Source organism: Streptomyces sp. Ag109_O5-10, assembly GCF_900105755.1.
Lineage (GTDB): Bacteria > Actinomycetota > Actinomycetes > Streptomycetales > Streptomycetaceae > Streptomyces.
The window spans coordinates 5,563,647-5,582,292 of the sequence record NZ_FNTQ01000001.1 but is presented as its reverse complement, the minus strand read 5'-3'; the positions used below and the strand labels follow the sequence as shown (position 1 = coordinate 5,582,292).

The window sequence follows — 18,646 nt, the reverse complement described above, 5'->3', positions numbered from 1 at the left end:
CTCTTCGTCACGCGTCGTCACCCTCACGCATCGGCACCCGGACCCCGCGCTCCTCGGCGACCGACTCCGCGATGTCGTACCCGGCGTCCACGTGCCGGATGACGCCCATGCCGGGGTCGTTGGTCAGCACTCGGCGGATCTTCTCGCCGCCCAGCTTCGTGCCGTCGGCGACGGTCACCTGCCCGGCGTGGATGGAGCGCCCCATGCCGACGCCGCCGCCGTGGTGGATGGAGACCCAGGACGCGCCCGACGCCACGTTGACCATCGCGTTCAGCAGCGGCCAGTCGGCGATCGCGTCCGAGCCGTCCAGCATGGCCTCGGTCTCGCGGTAGGGGGAGGCCACGGAGCCGCAGTCGAGGTGGTCGCGGCCGATCGCCAGCGGCGCGGCCAGCTCGCCGCTCGCGACCATGTCGTTGAACCGCTCGCCGGCCTTGTCCCGCTCGCCGTAGCCGAGCCAGCAGATGCGCGCCGGCAGGCCCTGGAAGTGGACCCGCTCGCCGGCCAGCTTGATCCAGCGGTGCAGGGACTCGTTCTCCGGGAAGAGGTCGAGGATCGCCTTGTCGGTCTTGGCGATGTCGGAGGCCTCGCCGGACAGGGCCGCCCAGCGGAAGGGGCCCTTGCCCTCGGAGAAGAGCGGGCGGATGTAGGCGGGCACGAAGCCGGGGAAGGCGAACGCCCGGTCGTATCCGGCCAGTTGCGCCTCGCCTCGGATGGAGTTGCCGTAGTCGAAGACCTCGGCGCCTGCGTCCATGAAGCCGACCATGGCCTCGACGTGGCGGGCCATGGACTCGCGGGCCCGGGTGGTGAAGCCGGCCGGGTCCTTGGCTGCGGCGTCGGCCATGTCCTCGAAGGCGATGCCGACCGGCAGGTAGGACAGCGGGTCGTGCGCGGAGGTCTGGTCGGTGACGATGTCGATCGGGGCGCCCTCGGCGAGCATCCGGGGCAGCAGCTCGGCCGCGTTGCCCAGCAGGCCGATGGAGAGCGGGCGGCGGGCGTCGCGGGCCTCGGTGGCCAGCTGGAGGGCGTGCTCCAGGCTGTCGGCCTTCACGTCGAGGTAGCGGTGCTCGATGCGGCGTTCGATGGCACGCGGGTCGCAGTCGACGCAGATCGCGACGCCGTCGTTCATGGTGACCGCGAGGGGCTGGGCGCCGCCCATGCCGCCGAGGCCCGCGGTGAGGGTGATGGTCCCGGCGAGGGTGCCGTTGAACTTCTTGGCGGCGACGGCGGCGAAGGTCTCGTAGGTGCCCTGGAGGATGCCCTGGGTGCCGATGTAGATCCAGGAGCCGGCGGTCATCTGGCCGTACATGGTCAGGCCGAGGGCCTCCAGGCGGCGGAACTCCTCCCAGTTGGCCCAGTCGCCGACGAGGTTGGAGTTGGCGATGAGGACCCGCGGGGCCCACTCGTGGGTCTGCATGACGCCGACCGGGCGGCCGGACTGGACCAGCATGGTCTCGTCCTGCTTGAGGGTGCGCAGGGTGCGGACCATGGCGTCGAAGGAGCGCCAGTCGCGGGCGGCCTTGCCGGTGCCGCCGTAGACGACGAGCTTGTCGGGGTGCTCGGCGACCTCGGGGTCCAGGTTGTTCTGCAGCATCCGCAGGGCGGCTTCCTGCTGCCATCCCAGGGCGCTCAGTTCCGTACCGCGCGGTGCTCGTACGGGGCGGGGTCCTGACATGGTCTGCCTCCTAGCGACTGCCGGCCAGTGCGATGTTCCTGTTGTTATTCACATCCTGGCTCCCTGAATAGAACTAGTCAATACATCCGGTCCGCCAGCACCGCCGCGTTCCGGATGTTTGGCTGGACTTATGGGTCTCAAGGGTGTGGAAAATGACATGTCGGAGGACGACGGCGAGCGGGCCGGGCGGCGGGACGACGCCGTTCGGGCGGCGGTGGAGCAGGGACTGCTGGGGCCGGATGCGCCGATCGTAGGCCTGCTGGACGTGGCGGGCATCCGCGCGTCGGCCGCGGAGCTGCACCGGGCGTTCGAGTCGGTCGCGGCGCCCGGCACCGCGGTCCTGCACGCCTTCGCGGTGAAGGCGAACCCGCTGGTCCCGGTGGTGCGGCTGCTGGCCGGCGCCGGACTGGGCGCCGAGGTGGCCAGCGCGGGCGAGCTGGCGCTGGCACGGGCGGCCGGGGTGCCGGCGGAGCGGATCGTGTTCGACGCGCCCGCGAAGACGGCGGCGGAGCTGCGCGAGGCACTGGCGCTGGGCGTCGCCGTGAACGCGGACAACGCGCAGGAGCTCCGGCGGCTGGACGCCCTCGTGAGCGCGGGGGGCACCGCTCCCCCGCCGCTCGGGATCCGGGTGAACCCGCAGATCGGCGCGGGCACCATCGGGGCCACCTCCACCGCGACCGCGACCTCGAAGTTCGGGGTGGGGCTGCGGGACGAGGGGGCCCGGGAGTGGGTCGTCCGGGCGTTCGCGGAGCGGCCGTGGCTGACGCGGCTGCACGCGCACACCGGGTCGCAGGGGATCTCGCTGTCGCTGCTGGCGCGGGGCGTGGCGGAGACGTACGCGCTGGCCGAGGAGATCAACGCGCGGGCCGGGCGGCGGCAGGTCGACACCCTGGACATCGGGGGCGGGCTTTCGGTCAACTTCGCCTCCGAGGCGACGCAGCCGACCTTCGCGCAGTACGCGCGGCTGCTGGCGGAGGCGGTGCCGGGGCTGTTCGACGGGCGGTACGGGCTGGTGACGGAGTTCGGGCGGTCGCTGCTGGCCCGGCACGGCACGGTGGTGGCGCGGGTGGAGTACACGAAGAGCTCCGGCGGGCGGCGGATCGCGGTGACCCATGCGGGGGTCCAGGTGGCGCCGCGGACGGTGTACGTGCCGGGGGCGTGGCCGCTCCGGATCGCCGCGTACGACGCGAAGGGGCGGCCCAAGGAGGCGGCGCCGGTGGTGCAGGACGTGGCGGGGCCGGCCTGTTTCTCGGGCGACCTGCTCGCCGAGGGGCGCCTGCTGCCGCCGCTGGAGCAGGGCGACCTCGCGGCGGCGCTGGACACCGGGGCGTACTACTTCGGCAGCCACTACTCCTACAACTCCCTTGCCCGGCCAGGGGTTTACGGCTTCGCTCCGGACGGCGACGGGAGCGTGGCGTTCGCCGTCGTACGGGAGGCGCAGACGGTCGCCGAGGTCGTGGCCGAATCCGGAGGGGCGCACGCCGACGCGCTCACCACCCTGCGCGCAACCGGGCGCCGTTGAGACACCTCGGACAGCGGCGATCAACTGGTGCGAAAAGCAGCCCAGTTGACCAACACTAGCCTGCCGGACGCATGTTCCACTGGAAAATGCCAAACGCCTCACCCCTCACGCACACGTTGCGTAGTGTCTGCGTCACTCAACCGGAGACCCACGCGGCGGGAGGGGAGCCTCGGTGCCCGGAATCGACGAGTGCTTACTGGAAGCCATGCGACTGCCCGGTGCCCGGGGCGCCGCGCTGGTCGACTGGACCAGCGGGCTGGCCCTGGGCACGGTCGGCGAGGCGCCCGGCGGCGACCACGAGACCACCGCCGCGGAGGCCGCCGAGCTGGCCCGGCTGGCCGCCGAGCACGGGGCGTTCAGCACGGAGGACGACACCGAGGTGAGCCCCCCGGTGGAGGACCTGATCGTCAGCAACCGGGACAGCTACCACCTGCTGCGGTTCGTGGTCACGTCCTTCGACGCCACCGTGTTCCTGCACCTGTGGCTGGCCCGCGAGGACGGCAATCTCGCCCTCGCCAGGATCCGGCTCGGCGAGATGGCCGAGCGGCTGGTGCTGGGATGACCGTGGTCGAGACACCCCCGCCGCTGCCGGTCCGGGACCGGACGGCCCTGCCCGGGAGAGCGGCCGGCGTGCTCTCCCCGATGCTGATACGCCTCGCCGAGGAGCGGGCCACCGGTGTCCTGGTCCGCGAGCACGGCACCCTGCACCTGGCCGAGGGCCGCGTGGTGCACGCCGAGAGCCCGCACGCACCCGGTCTCGACGTGCTCCTCACGGCCCGCGGCACGCTCGACGCGGCGGCCTGGCCCTGGACCGACGACATACCCGCCGCCGTCCGCCGGCTGCTCGCCGCCGGCCTGCTCCCGCGCGGCGCCATGGAGCTGTGCCGGCTCGGCGCCCTGTACGACGCGGGGTACTTCGCACTGGCGCCCAGCAGCACCCCGGGCCGGTTCCGGTACGGCACCACGGCCGCCGTGGAACCGCTGTCCGCCGTCCCCGTCGCCGCCCTGGAGCGCGAGACCCTGCGTCGCCGCGCGCTGCTGCACCGCATCTGGCCCGACCCGTCGGGGGACGGCGCCCCGCTGATCCGCGCCGACCCGCTCGCACCGCCGCCGGTCACCCCCCGGCAGCGGGCGGTCCTGGACCGGGTGGACGGCGTCCGCACGGCCCCGCAGATCGCCCGGGAGCTGGGCAGGCCGGCCTTCCACACGCTGGTGGACGTACGGCGGCTGGCGGCGGCCGGACTCCTCGCCCCGAGGAACACCGCGCCCGTCCCGCCTCCGCTTCTCCCCGTCACCGACCCCGACATCGCGCTGCTGAAGAGGCTCAGGGATGCGCTGGAGGCCCTTTGAACGGCACCGCCCCGCCGAGAGGAGACAGCTGATGGCGGCAGAACCCGGCAGCTCCGACAGAGAGGCCGTCCTCGACGAACTGCGCCGGTTACGCACCCGGATGCCCCAGCTCACCGGCGCCCTCGCGGCCGGTGTCGACGGCCTGGTCGTCGCCCACGACTGCCCGGGCGTCGACCCGGAGGGCCTCGCCGCGCTCACCGCGGCCGAGCTCGGCGTCGCCGTCCGGGTCTCCGACGCCACCGGCAAGGGCGAGCTCAGGGAGCTGCTGGTGCGCGGCGAGGACGGCTACGTCGCCACCTACGCCGCCGGCCGCAGCGCCGTGCTCACCCTGCTCGCCGAGGACCGGGTGAACGTCGGCCGGCTCCACCTGGAGGGCCGCCGGGCCGCCGCCCGGATCGGCGAGGTGGTGGACGCCGCCGAGGCCGCCGCCAAGGCCCTGCGCCCGGCCCGCGCCACAGCCACACGGACCAGAACCACGCGCACGCCACGGACCAGCACCACCACCGACGCGCGCACCGCAACCGACAGTTGAAAGGAACCAGAAAGTCATGGCCAACACCGAAACCGCCCTGAAAGAGTGCCTCACCTCCATCGAGGGCGCGACCGGCGTCGCGCTCGTCGACTACACCAGCGGGATGGCGCTGGGCACGATGGGCGGCAGCAAGACCTTCGACCTGAACGTGGCCGCGGCCGGCAACACCGACGTGATCCGCGCCAAGATGCGCACCATGGAGCACCTCGGCCTCAAGGGCGAGATCGAGGACATCCTGATCACGCTCACCAACGCGTACCACCTGATCCGGCTGCTCAAGGGCCGGGGCGGCAACGGCCTCTTCCTCTACCTGGTGCTCGACCAGTCCCGCGCCAACCTGGCGATGGCCCGGCACCAGCTGAAGAAGATCGAGGAGGACCTGGAGGTCTGACCGGGCCTCACACCAGCGCCGCGGTGCGGCGGCGGGCCCCGCCCGGGGCCGCGTCGCCCGCCGCGATGCCGGTAGCGCGGTACGCCTTGACGGCCTTGCCCGCCGGACGGCCGCCGCGCCTGTCGAGCCAGTCGACGCGCAGCCACACGAGCTGCTCGCCGGCCCGCTCCCGGCGGCCCAGCCAGGCCGCCTTCAGGCGCAGCCCGGTGCCGGTCCCGGCGAGCAGCATGCCGCCTGCCGCGGGCACCACGAAGGCCGAGCCGAGGGCGACGGCGAAGGCCAGCAGCAGCCACCAGCGGTGCCCCCGGCGCCAGTTCCGCACGGTCACCGCACGGTCCTGGAGCACGTCGTGCTTGCCGGCCCGGGCGGCCCCGTGCAGCAGGGCGATGTACCGCTTGCGGCGGGTGAGCGCCACGACGGCGGCGCCGGCGATGAACAGCGCGGCCCCCGCCATGACGCCGACGCGGCGTCCGGTGAACCCCGGCGGCAGTACCCCGACGCCCGCGGCGAACACCCCTGACCACCACAGCGGCGCGGCCCCGGCCCGTACGACCACGGCCACCCGGGCCAGGCCCTGTCCGCCGCGCCCCTCTCGTCCCGCACGCGCCATGTCCGCAGCCTCCTCGCAGGTGTCGGTCCAGTCCGTAGGGCGGGACGCTAACCAGCGAACGTGAGACGAGTCTTAAAGAAGCCTTCGGCGCGGGTTCACTCCACGAACAGGCCCCGCGTCGCCGCCCGGGTGTCGAACTCCTCGAGCCGGGCCTGCGCGTCCGGCAGGTCGTCGCACATCGCCTCCAGGAGCACCCGGCCGAGCAGCATCGGCGCGCACGCGGTGTCGAAGGCGAGCCCGGTGCCGACGGCGGCCGGCAGCAGCAGGTCGGAGACCTTGGCGACGGGCGCGAAGGCGGAGTCGGCGACGGTCACGACGGTCAGCCCGGACTCCTTGGCGTAGCCCAGGGTGTCCACGACCTCGCGCGGGTGCCGGGGCAGCGCGAAGCACAGCAGCGCCGAGGCCCCGGCGATGACGGCCGCGTCGATGCGGTCGTGGATCATCGTGCCGCCCTCGTTGAGCAGCCGGACGTCCGGATGCACCTTGGCGGCGAAGTAGGCGAAGCCGTACGCCTGCGAGGCGGCGGCGCGCAGGCCGAGGACCGGCAGCGGCCGGGAGGCGGCCAGCAGCCGGCCGGCCTGCTGCACCGGGCGGGGGTCGGCGAGCACCTCGGCGAGATGCCTCAGGTTCTCGATCTCGGCCTCGACGGCCTGCTGGTACTCGTTGTACGAGCCGTTGCCGGCCGCCTGTTCGGCGGGGACCACCTCGCGCAGGTGCTTGCGCAGCGCCGGGTAGCCGTCGAAGCCGAGGGCGACCGCGAACCGGGTGACGGAGGGCTGGCTGACCCCGGCCAGTTCGGCCAGCTCCACGCTGGACAGGAAGGGCACGTCGGCGGCGCGCCGCACCATGCTGTGCGCGATGCGCCGCTGGGTCGGCGTGAGCCGGTGCCCCTCGAAGAGCGCCTGCAAGCGAGTCGCAGGGCTGTCGGTCACGTTCATGACGTGCTCCCCCTCCAGATGTCCGTGAACCGGTCGAGCAGCCCGGCCGCCGCGGTGACGTCGTCCGTGAGCGGCCGGTCGGCCGGGTCCGCCTCCAGCGCCGCCTCGGCGAGCTCCAGCGCCCGTCCCGCCCCGAGCCCGGGGTCGGGACGCAGCTCGCGCTGGCGCAGCGCCCGTACGGCGGCGACGAGTTCGCAGCCGACCACCAGACGGTACGCACGGCAGGCGCGCAGCGTTTGACGGGCGGCGAGCGAGGCGAAACTGGCCTGTTCCTCGACGCCTCGGGAGAGTACAGCGTGCCCGAGGGAGGCGGGCGCGGAGAAGGCGCGCAGGTCGCCGAGGGCGGCGCCGGCGGCGTACTCCAGGATCATCACGCCGGAGGAGGCGGGCTCGTGGTCGGCGAGGAAGGGGCGCAGGCGGGTGAAGGCGGGCTCGTTCAGGGAGGAGAGCCGGGACGTGGACAGGCGCGCGACCTGGGTGACGGCGAGCCGGAAGTGGTCCAGGGCGAGGGCGAGCTGGGCCTGGTAGAAGCCGCCGTGGTGGTAGGCGGCCAGGTCCTCGGGTGAGATGAGGGGGTTCTCGGCGGCCGCGTTGATCTCGATCGCCAGCACCCCCTCCAGGGCGTCGGCGGCGTCGTGGGCCGGGCCGTGGATCTGGGGCAGGCAGCGGAAGCCGTACGGGTCCTGGATCCGGCCGAGCGGCGGGGTCGGCCGGTCGGCGGCGCCGATCAGCTCCCGCATCCGGCGGGCCACTTCGACGCTGCCCCGGTGCGGGCGGGCGGCGTGCACGGGCGCCGCGAACGCCTCGTGGGAGCCGTCGACGGCCAGCAGCGAGAGGGCCGCCACCACCTGGGTGGCCTCGATCAGCCCGCGCAGTTCGTGCAGGGCGAGCGCCGCCTGGCCGAGGGTGAGGGCGTTGCTGCTGATCAGGGCGAGGGCGTCGTTGTTGTCCAGTCGCTGGGCGGCCGGCGCCCCGGTGCCCCGCCAGGGGTGCTCCCCCGCCAGCGCGAGGCCCATCTGGGCGAGCGCCGCGATGTCCCCGGTGCCGACCGAGCCGAACTCGTTGACGACCGGGTGGGCGCCCGCCTCCAGCGCCTCGCACAGGGCGGTGATCACGCTCGGCCGCAGCCCGGCACCGCCGGCCAGCAGCTGGTTGGCGCGCACCGCGAGCATCGCGCGGACCTGACGGGCGGGCAGTTCGTCGCCGATCGCCCCGGCGTGGCTGCGCAGCAGCCGCAACCCGTGTCCGGCGGCGGCCTCGGTGGGCACGTCCTCGTTCCGGTTGGCGCCGACGCCGGTGGAGCGGCCGTAGACGCGGCCGGTCGCGGCGATCTGCCGGGCGGCGTTCCAGGACTCCTCCGCGCGGCGCATCGCCTCGGTGCCCGGGACCGGGCGGGCGGTGCCGTCGGCGAGGCTGACGACGTCCTCGACGCCCATGCCGATGCCGTCGAGGACCACCAGGCCGGAATGCGCTATTCCAGGAGTGTCCACGATACGAGACGACATCACGCCCAAACCTCCCTCAATCCGGACATCCGATCTTGCCCATCGGTCATCCGTTACCTCGGATTAACGCGAGACCGTTGACAACCTATTCACCTACCGAGAACTCTGCATGACGTTATGCAGCCGGGCAAGGGACATCTCATGATCCAGTTCGACGCGGTCCACAAGCGCTTCCCCAACGGCACCACAGCAGTTCACGATCTCTCCCTGGAGATGCCGGAGGGCGGGGTCACCGTCCTGGTCGGCTCCTCCGGTTGCGGCAAGACCACCACCCTGCGGATGATCAACCGGATGGTCGAGCCGACCTCCGGCACGATCAGGGTGAACGGCAAGGACGTCACCGAGCAGGACGCCGCGGAACTGCGCCGGTCCATCGGGTACGTCATCCAGCAGGCCGGCCTCTTCCCGCACCGCACGGTGCTGGACAACGTCGCCACCGTCCCGCTGCTGCTCGGCTGGAACCGGAAGAAGGCCCGCGCCCGCGCCGCCGAACTCCTGGAGACCGTCGGCCTCGCCGCCGACGCCGGCAAGCGCTACCCGCACCAGCTCTCCGGCGGCCAGCAGCAGCGCGTCGGCGTGGCCCGCGCGCTCGCCGCCGACCCGCCCGTGCTGCTGATGGACGAGCCGTTCGGGGCCGTCGACCCGGTGGTGCGCACCCAACTCCAGGACGAACTGCTCAGGCTCCAGAAGGAGTTGAACAAGACCATCGTCTTCGTCACGCACGACGTCGACGAGGCGGTCCGGCTCGGCGACCGGATCGCGATCTTCCGCACCGGCGGCCACCTGGTCCAGTGCGCCCCTCCCGAGGAACTCCTGGCCCGTCCGGCCGACGACTTCGTGGCGGGCTTCCTCGGCGCCGAGCGCGGCCTGAAGCTGCTCTCCCTGAAGACCCTCGCCGAGGTCCCGCAGGGCCCGGCGCCCCAGGGCGGCACCTGGACCCTCGTCCTCGACGCGGCGGGCAGGCCCCTGCACTGGGCCGCGAAGGACGCCGAACTCCCCGTCCGGCCGCTGACCGACGACGACTCCCTGCTCGCGGCGCTCGACGAGTCGATCGCCTCCCCGACCGGACTCGTCGCCCGCGTCGACGCCGAGGGCAGGCTCACCGGCGTCTCGTCCCGCGACGACATCCACGCGCACGCCGGCCAGGCGCACAGCGCGGCCCGGGTGGTGGCGGCATGACGATCGACTGGTCGTGGATCGGCGACCACACCGACGACCTCACCAGCCTCACCCTCTCCCACCTCCAGGCCGCCATGACCGCCGTCTTCTTCGGCCTGGTGATCTCGCTGCCGCTCGCGGTCCTCGCCCACCGGGTCCGCCCGCTGCGCGGCTTCCTGCTCGGCCTGTCCAACGTGCTCTTCACGATCCCCTCGATCGCGATCTTCGTGCTGCTGCTCCCGGTCAGCGGCCTGACCCGGACCACGACCGTCATCGGCCTGACCGTCTACACGCTGGTGGTCCTGCTGCGGAACACGGTCGAGGGCCTGGACTCGGTCCCCGCGAAGACCAAGGAGGCGGCGAAGGCGATGGGCACCCGCCCGCTGCGCACCCTCCTCACCGTCGAACTCCCGCTGGCCCTCCCCGTGATCATGGCGGGCGTCCGGATCGCCACGGTCATGTCCATCTCGCTGGTGAGCGTCGCCACCTACATCGGCGACGGCGGCCTCGGCCAGCTCTTCACCGACGGCTTCCAGCGCGACTTCCCGACCCCGGTGATCGTGGGCGTGGTCCTCACGATCCTGCTCGCGGTGGTCGCGGACGCGCTGCTGGTGGCGCTCCAGTACGTACTGACCCCGTGGCGGCGGAGGCGAGCCTGACATGTTCGAACTCTTCAAGAACCTCGGCACCTGGCTGACCAGCGGCTCCCAGTGGGCCGGGCAGGACGGCATCGCCCACCGCCTCGCCGAGCACCTCCAGTACTCGCTCCTCGCGACCCTCATCGCGGCCGCGATCGGCCTCCCGATCGGCCTGCTGATCGGCCACACCGGCAAGGGCGCGTTCCTCGCCATCAACCTGGCATCCTTCGGCCGCGCCCTGCCGACCGTCGGCCTGGTGGTGCTGGTCTTCCTCGCGGGCGGCCTGTCGATGCTGCCGGTGTACGTGGCGCTGGTCGCCCTCGCGGTCCCGGCGATCGTCACCAACACCTACGCCGGCATGACCGCCGTCGACCCGGACGTGAAGGACGCGGCCCGCGGCCAGGGCATGCGCGGCCACCAGGTCCTCCTCCACGTCGAACTGCCGCTCGCCCTCCCCCTGATCATGACGGGCCTGCGCCTCGCGCTCATCCAGGTCGTGGCCACCGCCACCATCGCCGCGTACGTCTCCTTCGGCGGCCTGGGCCGCTACGTCTTCGACGGACTCGCCCAGCGCGACCTCGTCCAGGTGCTCGGCGGCGCGGTCCTCGTCGCGCTCGTCGCCGTCGTCCTCGACCTGCTGCTGAGCAGCCTGCAGCGCTTCCTCTTCCGCCACCGCACCGCCTAGGGAACCCGCCCATGAACCGTCGTACCCTCCTCGGTGGCCTGCTCGCCGCCGGTTCCGTCCCCGCCCTCGCCGCCTGCTCCAGCGGCATCACCTCCCTGAACGAGAGCAGCGGCTCGACCGCCGGCGGCGGCTCCAGCAAGGGCGGCATCACCATCGGCACCGCCAACTTCACCGAGAACCAGGTGCTCGGCTACCTCTACGCGGCCGTGCTGGAGAAGGCCGGCGTGAAGGTGAAGGTCCGCCCCAACCTCGGCACCCGGGAGATCGTGATCCCCGCGCTCAAGGCCGGCGACATCGACCTGCTGCCCGAGTACCAGGGCGCCCTCCTCAACTACCTCGCCCCGAAGGACGCCTCCGCCGAACCGGGCACCATGCAGAACGCGCTCACCCTGGCGCTGCCGGCCGGGCTCCAGGTGCTGCCGTACGGGCAGGCCGCCGACTCCGACTGCTTCGTCGTCACCCGGGCCACCGCGCGGAAGTACGGCCTGACCTCCCTCGCCGACCTGGCCAGGCAGAACGGCAAGCTGGTCATCGGGGCCGCGCCCGAGGTGAAGAAGCGCCGGGTGGGCGCGGTCGGCCTCCAGGAGGTGTACGGCGTCGAGTTCAAGGAGTTCAAGTCGCTCGACTCGGACGGGCCGCTGGTCAAGGGCGCGCTGAAGAAGGGCGACGTGGACGTGGCGAACCTGTTCACCACCGACACCGACATCGCGGCCAACGACTGGGTGGTGCTCGCCGACCCGAAGAACCTGATCCCCAGTCAGCACATCGTCCCGCTGATCGCCGACCGCAAGGCCGACGACACCGTCCGCAAGGCGCTGGCCGAGCTCGGCAACGTCCTCACCACCGAGCAGCTCACCCAGCTCAACAGCCAGGTGGACAACGACAAGAAGGACCCGGAGGACGTGGCGGCCGCCTACGCGAAGCAGCACGGGCTGGCCTGACGGGGAACGCGCGGGCCGGCGGGCGGGGCACGGGCACCCGCCGTGCTCACACCGCCCCCACCGCCTCGCCGACCGCCGCGCGTGCCGCCGTCTTCAGCGGGGCGTCCGGGTCCGCGATCCGGCCCGGATCGACCGGGGTCGCGGCGGTGATCAGGCGCCTGGCCTGCGCGAGGTCCCGGGGCCGGTCCACGGCCAGCACGGCCGTCAGCCGGTCGCCGCGCAGCCGGCACACGCTCCAGCCGTCCCCGCCGCCCGACGTACCGCGCAGCGTCAGGGTGTTCCCCGGCACCGGCGTGGCCCGCGTACTGCAGGACCCGTCCGCGGGCCGACGCCTGTCGCACGGAGGCGCCGGCGCCCTGTCCGGCGGGGTGAGGGCGATGACGGCGGCCCTACTCGCCGGCCGCCGGGAGCCGTTCGAGGACGCGGTCGCTGCCCTCGGGGTGGAAACGGGCCAGCCGGCGCGGCGGCACGATGCTGGGCAGCAGCAACTGCCACATGAGGGTCGTCCGCTCGGGCAGATCCGCACGGCCGGACAGCACCTGGGAGCTGAGCTGGAGTCCGGTCCAGGAGCCGACGATCAGCGCGGCCACCGGCTCGCAGTCGATGTCGGCCTTGACGTCCCCACGCTGCTGGGCCTCGACCAGGCACTTACGGAAGACGTCGATCCACTTCGTGTACGGCTCGCTGACGATTCCGGTCTTGGAACTCTGGTCGGTGACCAGCCGGATGCCCGCGCGCACCTGGACGTTCTCCACCAACTGCCGCGCCATGCGGTGGAGTATGTCGATGACGGACTGCACGCCCAGGCCGCCCACGTCCGCGGCGGAGTCCAGGACGGAGAACTGCTCGTCGATGAGGACCTGGGCGAGCTCCTCTTTCGACGTGAAGTGGAAGTAGAGAGCGCCCTTGGTCACCCCGGATTCCTTGACGATGTCGCCGAGGGTCGTGCCGTGGTACCCCTCCGCATCGAAGGCGCGCGCGGCGCCTTCCAGGATGGCGGCGCGGGTGACCTCCGCGCGTTCCTGCCTGGCCATGGATCCAACCCCTTCACTACGTGACCCGAGCTGTCGCCGCGTCGTCCTCCCCTCAGGCAGATCACGGCCCGCTCCTGGTCCTGAGTTTGCCCTCCCCTCACACAAAAAACCAACTAACTGGTACTGTTTTTCGCGACGTTCCTCCCGCCCTCCAGTACGTTCATCTCGACATCTGCGCAGGTCAGACACGCTCTCAGAGGGTATCGACGCGCCCTCCCCCTCTCCTTGACCAGAGAGAATCCGCGTCGTTCGGCGCTCCGGAGCTCTTCCTTCAGTCAGTCCCCCGCGCGGTCGCCCTCTTCGTGCTCAGGGACGCCAAGGAGGCCCCCGCCGGGGCACCGGCCGCGGCCGACGCCGCGGCGGCGAACGCCCCTGTCTGACGTCACGTCAACCGGCCGCAGCGTGACCGGGCCACCGGTCGCGCTCCGCCGCATTCTCCGCGCGGCCACCGGCTGCGAGGATCGGCCGAACCCTACGTATGCGAAAGAGGTTGCACCGTGGCGGACCGGATCCGGGTGGGAGTCGTGGGCGCACCCGCCGAACGCGGCCGGGCCCGCGGCATCCACCTGCCGGCGCTGTCGGCGCTGGACGACTTCGAGATCGCCCCCTGACCGGCCGGGTACGACAGGGGCCGCCTCCCCGCGGGGAGCGGGGCCCCTGTCGCGCGTTCCCGGCGGCGGGATCCGGCGGGTCGGTCAGGCCGTCGGCGCGGCCGCCTCCCGCATGGGGTCTTCCGGGCCGGGGGACACGGCGACGATACGGCGTCCTGTGTCCCGGGCCATCCCCTGACGTCCCCTCGAAAACGGCGGAACCCCCTGGCCCGGCGGGCGTCGCCGCCGGGTATCGCGCGGTCGATGATCCGGCCAAGGCTCCTTAAATCGAGACAGAACGTAATGTTTCCGCCGCGTAGAGTGATGGCCATCATCAGCGCCAGCACCTGAGGAAGCGTCATGGCCCCGAACCCCACGGCCCTTCCGACGGCCACCGCCGTCGGCGCGCCGGCCGTCGCCCTCGCACCGGCGGCCGTCGTCCCCGACTCGGCGAGCGCGGCCCTCGACGAACTGCTCCAGGGCAACCGGCGGTACGCCACCGGCCGCGTCCGCCGCGGCCGGGCCGCCGCACCGGCCCCGTTCGCGGTGGTGCTCGGCTGCGTGGACTCCGGGACCGCCCCGGAACTGGTCTTCGACCAGGAGCTCGGCGACCTGCTGACCATGCGGACGGCCGGGCAGGTGCTGGACGAGGCGGTGCTCGGTTCCCTCCAGTACGGCGTGCAGGAACTGCGCGTCCCGCTGGTCGTGGTCCTCGGCCACGAGGGCTGCGGGGCCGTCGCCGCCACCCTGGCCCGGCTGCGCACCGGCGCGCCCGTCCCCGGTCACCTGGAACTCCTCGTCGACGAGATCGCACCGGCCGCCCGCCGCACCAGGGCGCTGCCCGGTGACTGGGCCGAGCACGCCATGCGGGCCCAGACGATGTGGGCGCGGGACGCGATCCGGGCGGATCCCGGGTTCGCGGGGGCTTCGGTGGTCGCGGCCCGGCTCGACGCCGGCAGCGGGCTGGTGTCGCTGCTGCCCTGAGGGCGGTCCCCCCGCCGGATGCGGGGGATTTCCCCAGTGCGACGGGCTTTCTGGGCCCCTACGGTGGACGCCATGACGGACGTTCACGACACCGAGCTGAAGAAGGACCTCGCCGCCACCCTGCACGCCCGCAGGGACCTGGGGCCGGAGTACGAGTCGGAACTGGTCGACTCGTTCCTGGAGAAGATCGACCGGCGCATCGACACCGCGGTGGAGCGCGGGCTGCGCAGGGGCCTGGCCGAGCAGCAGATGCAGGCCGCCCGGGGTGCGGGCCGGACCAGGGGCACCGACTCCTGGGGCGAGCGCTTCGGCTTCGGGATCGTGTCGCTGGTGCTGGCGATCCCGCTCTCCGCGATCAGCGGCGCGTTCGGCGGCGTGACGGGGGTGATCGTCACCTGGATCGGCATCGTCGGCGTCAACGCGACCCAGGCCGTCCGTCTCAACCCCGGCCTGTTCCAGCGGGACGGCCGCGGCCGGGGAGACTGACCGGCACGGCACCGGACCGCCTCACACCTGCCGGGTCGGCTGGACGACGACCTGCCGCAGGTTGACGTTGCGGGGGCGGCTCACCACGTAGCCGACCAGGTCGGCGAGGTCCTCGGCGGCCAGCGCGCCCATCCCGTCGAACATGCCCGCCACCTGCTCGCGCAGCTCCTCGCCCTCGATGTGGGTGCCGAGCTCGGTGTCCGTCAGACCGGGCTCGACGTTGGTGACCCGCACGTCACGCGGCCCGAACTCGGCGCGCAGGGACTGCGAGAGGAAGGTGACGGCGGCCTTGGTGGCGCCGTACACCGCGAAGGTGGGGAAGACGAGGTGGGCGCCGATGGACGACACGTTGACGAGGTCGGCGGTACGGCCCTCGGCCGCGGCCGCCACCAGGTCCCCGGTGAAGGCGCGCAGCACTCGCAGCACACCGGTCACGTTGGTGTCGAGCATGCGCTGCCACTCGTCGATACGGCCGTCGTCGACGGGGTTGGGCAGCATGACGCCGGCGTTGTTGACGACGAGGTCGACGCGTCCGTAGGCCGCGTGCACGGCGTCGGCCGCCGCCTGCACGGAGGCGTCGTCGGTGACGTCGGCGACCACGGCGAGGGCCTCCCCGCCGTTCGCCCGGATCTTCGCCACGACCGTCTCCAGCCGGTCCGCGCGCCGGGCGAGCAGCGCCACCCGGGCGCCCGACTCCGCGAGCCGGAGGGCCACGGCCGCCCCGATCCCGCTGGCGGCGCCGGTGACGACGGCGGTACGGCCGGACAGGTTGTCGTACGACATGAGGTACTCCCTGGTGAAGTGCCGCCGGGTCCGCCCCGGTGGCGTGTCTCCACACTCGCCGGAGCCGGGCGGCCTACCCAGGGCTGAGCTTTTCCTGGGTCTGGCAGAACCAGGTTGGAAGGACGCGGTTCCCCTACGATCGAACCCATGGACGGGGAACTCGGAGACTTCCTGCGCTCGCGCCGCGCCCGCATCCAGCCCGAGGAGGTGGGGCTGACCTCGCACGGGCGGCGCCGCGTACCCGGCCTGCGCCGCGAGGAGGTGGCGCAGCTGGCGGGAGTCAGCGTCGACTACTACATCCGCCTGGAGCAGGGGCGCGGGCCTGGGGGCCCCTCCCGGACGAAGTCCGGGGGAGTGTCGGACGCGGTCCTGGACGCCATCGCCCGCGTCCTGCGCCTGAACGAGACCGAGCACGCCTACCTGCTGACGGTGGCCCGGCCGCACAGGAAGGGCAGCACCGCGCGCCCGGCCCGGCCCCGCGTCCGCCCCGGCGTACAGCTGCTGCTGGACGGCATGGAGCGGACGCCCGCGTTCGTGCTGGGCCGCCGGATGGACGTGCTGGCCTGGAACGCGCTCGGCGACGCGGTGAACGGGTTCAGCGCCCTGGCCCCGGCCGAGCGGAACATCCCGCGCCAGGTCTTCCTCGGCCCCGCGGCCGCGGGCTTCTACCCCGACTGGGCCGCCGTCGCCGCCCAGACCGTCGCCAACCTGCGCATCGACGCGGGCCGCCACCCCGACGACCCCCGCATGGCCGCGCTGGTCGGCGAGCTCTCCCTGAAGAGCGCGGACTTCCGCCGGCTGTGGGCGGACCACGAGGTCAGGGAGTGCGCGTACGGCACGAAACGCATCCAGCATCCGGTGGCGGGCCTGCTGACCCTCCCCTACGAGACCCTCACGGTCCCGACCGACCCGGACCAGACGATCGTGGCGTACACCCCGGAGCCGGGCTCGGAGACGGCGGAACGGCTGGCACTGCTGGGGAGTTGGACAACGACGCGTAGGCCGGAAGTGAACCGGGAAATGTAATGCGCGGGGACCGCCGCACCCCCTAGAAGGGGGGCGGGACGACGGCGGTCCCCGCGAGAGACGTGGACCGGGTCAGGGCCGGGTCTCACGTCCGGGCGTCCATGGAGGTCCGGGAGCCGCTCCGGAGGTCCTTGGACGTTCGGTGCCGGCCGGGGCGGGGAGCCGCTCCCGCCCTGCCGACATCCACTAATCTGCCGGACCCGTGTTAAGCGGGTGCTGCGCGCACGTGACACGCTCGTACCACTTCCGCGAAGTCCACCACGCGGACGGGGAACGGCAAGTTCCGCGGTGTCACGGGCCGTTCACCGGACGTTCGCTACTGCTTGCCGCCCTTGGCGAGAAAGGCCAGCAGGTCCTGCCGGCTGATGACGCCGGTGGGCTTGCCCTCGACGAGGACGATCGCGGCGTCGGCCGCGCCCAGCACCGTCATCAGGTCCCCGACCGGCTCGCCGGAGCCGACCTGGGGCAGCGGGGCGCACATGTGCTTCTCCAGCGGGTCCTCCAGGGAGGCGCGCTTGCTGAACAGCGCGTCGAGCAGCTCGCGTTCGACGACCGAGCCGACGACCTCGGCGGCCATCACGTCCGGGTGGCCGGCGCCCGGCTTGACGACGGGCATCTGCGAGACGCCGTACTCGCGCAGCACGTCGATGGCCTGCCCGACGGTCTCGTCCGGGTGCATGTGGACGAGGGAGGGGATGGTCCCGGCGGCCTTGTCGCTCAGGACGTCGGCGACGCGGGCGCTGGGGCCCTCGTCCTCCAGGAAGCCGTAGTCGGCCATCCACTCGTCGTTGAAGATCTTGCTGAGGTAGCCACGGCCGCTGTCCGGCAGCAGGACGACGACCACGTCGTCCGGGCCGAGCCGCTCGGCCACCCGCAGCGCGGCCACGACGGCCATCCCACAGGAGCCGCCGACCAGCAGGCCCTCCTCCTTCGCCAGCCGCCGGGTCATCTGGAAGGAGTCCTTGTCCGACACCGCGACGATCTCGTCGGCGACGGTCCGGTCGTAGGCGGTCGGCCAGAAGTCCTCGCCCACGCCCTCGACGAGGTACGGGCGGCCCGACCCGCCGGAGTAGACGGAGCCCTCCGGGTCGGCACCGATGACCTGTACCCGGCCGTCACTGGCGTCCTTCAGGTAGCGCCCGGTGCCGGAGATGGTGCCGCCGGTCCCCACGCCCGCCACGAAATGGGTGATCTTCCCCTCCGTCTGCTCCCACAGCTCGGGGCCGGTCGAGTGATAGTGCGAAAGGGGGTTGTTCGGGTTGGAGTACTGGTCCGGCTTCCACGCGCCGGGCGTCTCGCGGACCAGCCGGTCGGAGACGTTGTAGTACGAGTCCGGGTGCTCCGGGTCGACGGCGGTGGGGCAGACCACGACCTCGGCGCCGTACGCCCGCAGCACGTTGATCTTGTCGGTGCTCACCTTGTCGGGGCACACGAAGATGCACTTGTACCCCTTCTGCTGGGCCACGATCGCCAGGCCCACGCCGGTGTTCCCGCTGGTCGGCTCGACGATGGTCCCGCCCGGCTGCAGCTCGCCGCTCTTCTCCGCGGCCTCGATCATCCGCAGCGCGATGCGGTCCTTCACGGACCCGCCCGGGTTGAAGTACTCGACCTTGGCGAGCACGGTGGCCTGGATGCCCTGGGTGACGCTGTTGAGCCGCACCAGCGGGGTGTTGCCGACGAGGCTGATCATCGAGTCGTGGAATCGCACCGTTGTCTCCGGTTGCTTGCAAAAGATGTGGTCCTGTTTGTGCCGCCAGCCTAAGGCCCCGCTCCGGAGGTTCACTCCCCGTTGAGATTGACG

Annotated in this window: 20 protein-coding genes; 12 read left to right on the top strand and 8 right to left on the bottom strand. The window is 72.6% G+C overall.

The genetic code is table 11. The features are described 5' to 3' along the window. Positions 1–7 precede the first annotated feature (7 nt). Complete coding sequence (gene hutU, locus BLW82_RS25625; RefSeq protein ID WP_093502126.1) at positions 8–1,672, bottom strand: urocanate hydratase; 1,665 nt, start codon at positions 1,670–1,672, stop codon at positions 8–10. 157 nt (positions 1,673–1,829) lie between these two features. Here hutU and BLW82_RS25620 point away from each other — a divergent pair, with 157 nt between their 5' ends. The 5 genes from BLW82_RS25620 to BLW82_RS25600 all read left to right on the top strand — a co-directional run bounded on the left by BLW82_RS25620 (position 1,830) and on the right by BLW82_RS25600 (position 5,467). Beyond that, positions 1,830–3,194: a type III PLP-dependent enzyme domain-containing protein gene (locus BLW82_RS25620; protein WP_371131402.1), complete on the top strand. Its 1,365-nt coding sequence runs from the start codon at positions 1,830–1,832 to the stop codon at positions 3,192–3,194. A 172-nt stretch (positions 3,195–3,366) separates the two neighbouring features. Next, complete coding sequence (locus BLW82_RS25615; protein WP_089102296.1) at positions 3,367–3,756, top strand: hypothetical protein; 390 nt, start codon at positions 3,367–3,369, stop codon at positions 3,754–3,756. Beyond that, positions 3,753–4,544: a hypothetical protein gene (locus BLW82_RS25610; RefSeq protein WP_093502122.1), complete on the top strand. Its 792-nt coding sequence runs from the start codon at positions 3,753–3,755 to the stop codon at positions 4,542–4,544. The genes BLW82_RS25615 and BLW82_RS25610 overlap by 4 nt, the downstream gene beginning before the upstream one ends. Before the next feature lie 31 nt (positions 4,545–4,575). Then, positions 4,576–5,076, top strand: coding sequence for a roadblock/LC7 domain-containing protein (locus BLW82_RS25605; protein ID WP_093502120.1), 501 nt, complete (start codon positions 4,576–4,578; stop codon positions 5,074–5,076). A 16-nt stretch (positions 5,077–5,092) separates the two neighbouring features. Next, positions 5,093–5,467 (top strand): roadblock/LC7 domain-containing protein, encoded by a 375-nt coding sequence (locus tag BLW82_RS25600; RefSeq protein ID WP_093502118.1) that lies wholly within the window; start codon positions 5,093–5,095, stop codon positions 5,465–5,467. Positions 5,468–5,474: 7 nt separating this feature from the next. Here BLW82_RS25600 and BLW82_RS25595 read toward each other — a convergent pair whose 3' ends face one another. The 3 genes from BLW82_RS25595 to BLW82_RS25585 all read right to left on the bottom strand — a co-directional run bounded on the left by BLW82_RS25595 (position 5,475) and on the right by BLW82_RS25585 (position 8,520). Continuing rightward, a complete protein-coding gene (locus BLW82_RS25595) occupies positions 5,475–6,077 on the bottom strand; it encodes a hypothetical protein (protein WP_093502116.1) in 603 nt (200 codons plus the stop codon). A gap of 95 nt (positions 6,078–6,172) precedes the next feature. Next, the gene (locus BLW82_RS25590; protein WP_093502114.1) at positions 6,173–7,015 is read right to left on the bottom strand and encodes a MurR/RpiR family transcriptional regulator; all 843 of its coding nucleotides are present in this window, start codon (positions 7,013–7,015) and stop codon (positions 6,173–6,175) included. Beyond that, a complete protein-coding gene (locus tag BLW82_RS25585) occupies positions 7,012–8,520 on the bottom strand; it encodes an aromatic amino acid ammonia-lyase (protein WP_093502112.1) in 1,509 nt (502 codons plus the stop codon). The genes BLW82_RS25590 and BLW82_RS25585 overlap by 4 nt, the downstream gene beginning before the upstream one ends. A gap of 141 nt (positions 8,521–8,661) precedes the next feature. On the opposite strand from BLW82_RS25585, the gene BLW82_RS25580 reads away from it, so the two are divergent. The 4 genes from BLW82_RS25580 to BLW82_RS25565 are packed head-to-tail and all read left to right on the top strand — an operon-like array spanning position 8,662 to position 11,942. Further along, entirely contained in the window at positions 8,662–9,699 is a 1,038-nt protein-coding gene (locus BLW82_RS25580; RefSeq protein WP_093508261.1) for an ABC transporter ATP-binding protein, read from the top strand. Then, positions 9,696–10,337 (top strand): ABC transporter permease, encoded by a 642-nt coding sequence (locus BLW82_RS25575; protein WP_093502111.1) that lies wholly within the window; start codon positions 9,696–9,698, stop codon positions 10,335–10,337. The genes BLW82_RS25580 and BLW82_RS25575 overlap by 4 nt, the downstream gene beginning before the upstream one ends. Position 10,338: 1 nt before the next feature. Next, positions 10,339–11,001 carry an ABC transporter permease gene (locus BLW82_RS25570; protein ID WP_093502108.1) on the top strand — a complete coding sequence of 221 codons (663 nt, stop codon included), beginning with the start codon at positions 10,339–10,341 and terminating at the stop codon, positions 10,999–11,001. 11 nt (positions 11,002–11,012) lie between these two features. Beyond that, positions 11,013–11,942, top strand: coding sequence for an ABC transporter substrate-binding protein (locus tag BLW82_RS25565; protein ID WP_093502107.1), 930 nt, complete (start codon positions 11,013–11,015; stop codon positions 11,940–11,942). Positions 11,943–11,988: 46 nt separating this feature from the next. Here the strand turns inward: BLW82_RS25565 and BLW82_RS25560 are convergent, their stop codons facing one another. Both BLW82_RS25560 and BLW82_RS25555 read right to left on the bottom strand, forming a co-directional pair. Beyond that, positions 11,989–12,231, bottom strand: a complete 243-nt coding sequence (locus BLW82_RS25560) for an oxidoreductase C-terminal domain-containing protein (protein ID WP_371131401.1) — start codon at positions 12,229–12,231, stop codon at positions 11,989–11,991. A gap of 100 nt (positions 12,232–12,331) precedes the next feature. Continuing rightward, the gene (locus BLW82_RS25555; protein ID WP_093502105.1) at positions 12,332–12,976 is read right to left on the bottom strand and encodes a ScbR family autoregulator-binding transcription factor; all 645 of its coding nucleotides are present in this window, start codon (positions 12,974–12,976) and stop codon (positions 12,332–12,334) included. A 950-nt stretch (positions 12,977–13,926) separates the two neighbouring features. On the opposite strand from BLW82_RS25555, the gene BLW82_RS25550 reads away from it, so the two are divergent. Beyond that, positions 13,927–14,550, top strand: coding sequence for a carbonic anhydrase (locus tag BLW82_RS25550; protein ID WP_093502103.1), 624 nt, complete (start codon positions 13,927–13,929; stop codon positions 14,548–14,550). Positions 14,551–14,622: 72 nt separating this feature from the next. After that, complete coding sequence (locus tag BLW82_RS25545) at positions 14,623–15,036, top strand: hypothetical protein (RefSeq protein WP_093502101.1); 414 nt, start codon at positions 14,623–14,625, stop codon at positions 15,034–15,036. A gap of 21 nt (positions 15,037–15,057) precedes the next feature. Here the strand turns inward: BLW82_RS25545 and BLW82_RS25540 are convergent, their stop codons facing one another. Beyond that, positions 15,058–15,819 carry an SDR family oxidoreductase gene (locus BLW82_RS25540; protein ID WP_093502099.1) on the bottom strand — a complete coding sequence of 254 codons (762 nt, stop codon included), beginning with the start codon at positions 15,817–15,819 and terminating at the stop codon, positions 15,058–15,060. Between the two features lie 147 nt (positions 15,820–15,966). Between BLW82_RS25540 and BLW82_RS25535 the strand changes: the two genes are divergently transcribed. Continuing rightward, the gene (locus BLW82_RS25535) at positions 15,967–16,845 is read left to right on the top strand and encodes a helix-turn-helix transcriptional regulator (protein WP_093502097.1); all 879 of its coding nucleotides are present in this window, start codon (positions 15,967–15,969) and stop codon (positions 16,843–16,845) included. Between the two features lie 316 nt (positions 16,846–17,161). Here the strand turns inward: BLW82_RS25535 and BLW82_RS25530 are convergent, their stop codons facing one another. After that, a complete protein-coding gene (locus BLW82_RS25530; RefSeq protein WP_093502095.1) occupies positions 17,162–18,553 on the bottom strand; it encodes a cystathionine beta-synthase in 1,392 nt (463 codons plus the stop codon). Positions 18,554–18,646 lie beyond the last annotated feature (93 nt).

What these genes read in the sequence shown, in the direction of transcription:
- hutU (WP_093502126.1), bottom strand. Translation starts at nt 1,672, where the DNA reads ATGTCAGGACCCCGCCCCGTACGAGCACCGCGCGGTACGGAACTGAGC.
- BLW82_RS25620 (WP_371131402.1), top strand. Translation starts at nt 1,830, where the DNA reads ATGTCGGAGGACGACGGCGAGCGGGCCGGGCGGCGGGACGACGCCGTT.
- BLW82_RS25610 (WP_093502122.1), top strand. Translation starts at nt 3,753, where the DNA reads ATGACCGTGGTCGAGACACCCCCGCCGCTGCCGGTCCGGGACCGGACG.
- BLW82_RS25605 (WP_093502120.1), top strand. Translation starts at nt 4,576, where the DNA reads ATGGCGGCAGAACCCGGCAGCTCCGACAGAGAGGCCGTCCTCGACGAA.
- BLW82_RS25600 (WP_093502118.1), top strand. Translation starts at nt 5,093, where the DNA reads ATGGCCAACACCGAAACCGCCCTGAAAGAGTGCCTCACCTCCATCGAG.
- BLW82_RS25595 (WP_093502116.1), bottom strand. Translation starts at nt 6,077, where the DNA reads ATGGCGCGTGCGGGACGAGAGGGGCGCGGCGGACAGGGCCTGGCCCGG.
- BLW82_RS25590 (WP_093502114.1), bottom strand. Translation starts at nt 7,015, where the DNA reads ATGAACGTGACCGACAGCCCTGCGACTCGCTTGCAGGCGCTCTTCGAG.
- BLW82_RS25585 (WP_093502112.1), bottom strand. Translation starts at nt 8,520, where the DNA reads ATGTCGTCTCGTATCGTGGACACTCCTGGAATAGCGCATTCCGGCCTG.
- BLW82_RS25580 (WP_093508261.1), top strand. Translation starts at nt 8,662, where the DNA reads ATGATCCAGTTCGACGCGGTCCACAAGCGCTTCCCCAACGGCACCACA.
- BLW82_RS25575 (WP_093502111.1), top strand. Translation starts at nt 9,696, where the DNA reads ATGACGATCGACTGGTCGTGGATCGGCGACCACACCGACGACCTCACC.
- BLW82_RS25570 (WP_093502108.1), top strand. Translation starts at nt 10,339, where the DNA reads ATGTTCGAACTCTTCAAGAACCTCGGCACCTGGCTGACCAGCGGCTCC.
- BLW82_RS25565 (WP_093502107.1), top strand. Translation starts at nt 11,013, where the DNA reads ATGAACCGTCGTACCCTCCTCGGTGGCCTGCTCGCCGCCGGTTCCGTC.
- BLW82_RS25555 (WP_093502105.1), bottom strand. Translation starts at nt 12,976, where the DNA reads ATGGCCAGGCAGGAACGCGCGGAGGTCACCCGCGCCGCCATCCTGGAA.
- BLW82_RS25550 (WP_093502103.1), top strand. Translation starts at nt 13,927, where the DNA reads ATGGCCCCGAACCCCACGGCCCTTCCGACGGCCACCGCCGTCGGCGCG.
- BLW82_RS25545 (WP_093502101.1), top strand. Translation starts at nt 14,623, where the DNA reads ATGACGGACGTTCACGACACCGAGCTGAAGAAGGACCTCGCCGCCACC.
- BLW82_RS25540 (WP_093502099.1), bottom strand. Translation starts at nt 15,819, where the DNA reads ATGTCGTACGACAACCTGTCCGGCCGTACCGCCGTCGTCACCGGCGCC.
- BLW82_RS25535 (WP_093502097.1), top strand. Translation starts at nt 15,967, where the DNA reads ATGGACGGGGAACTCGGAGACTTCCTGCGCTCGCGCCGCGCCCGCATC.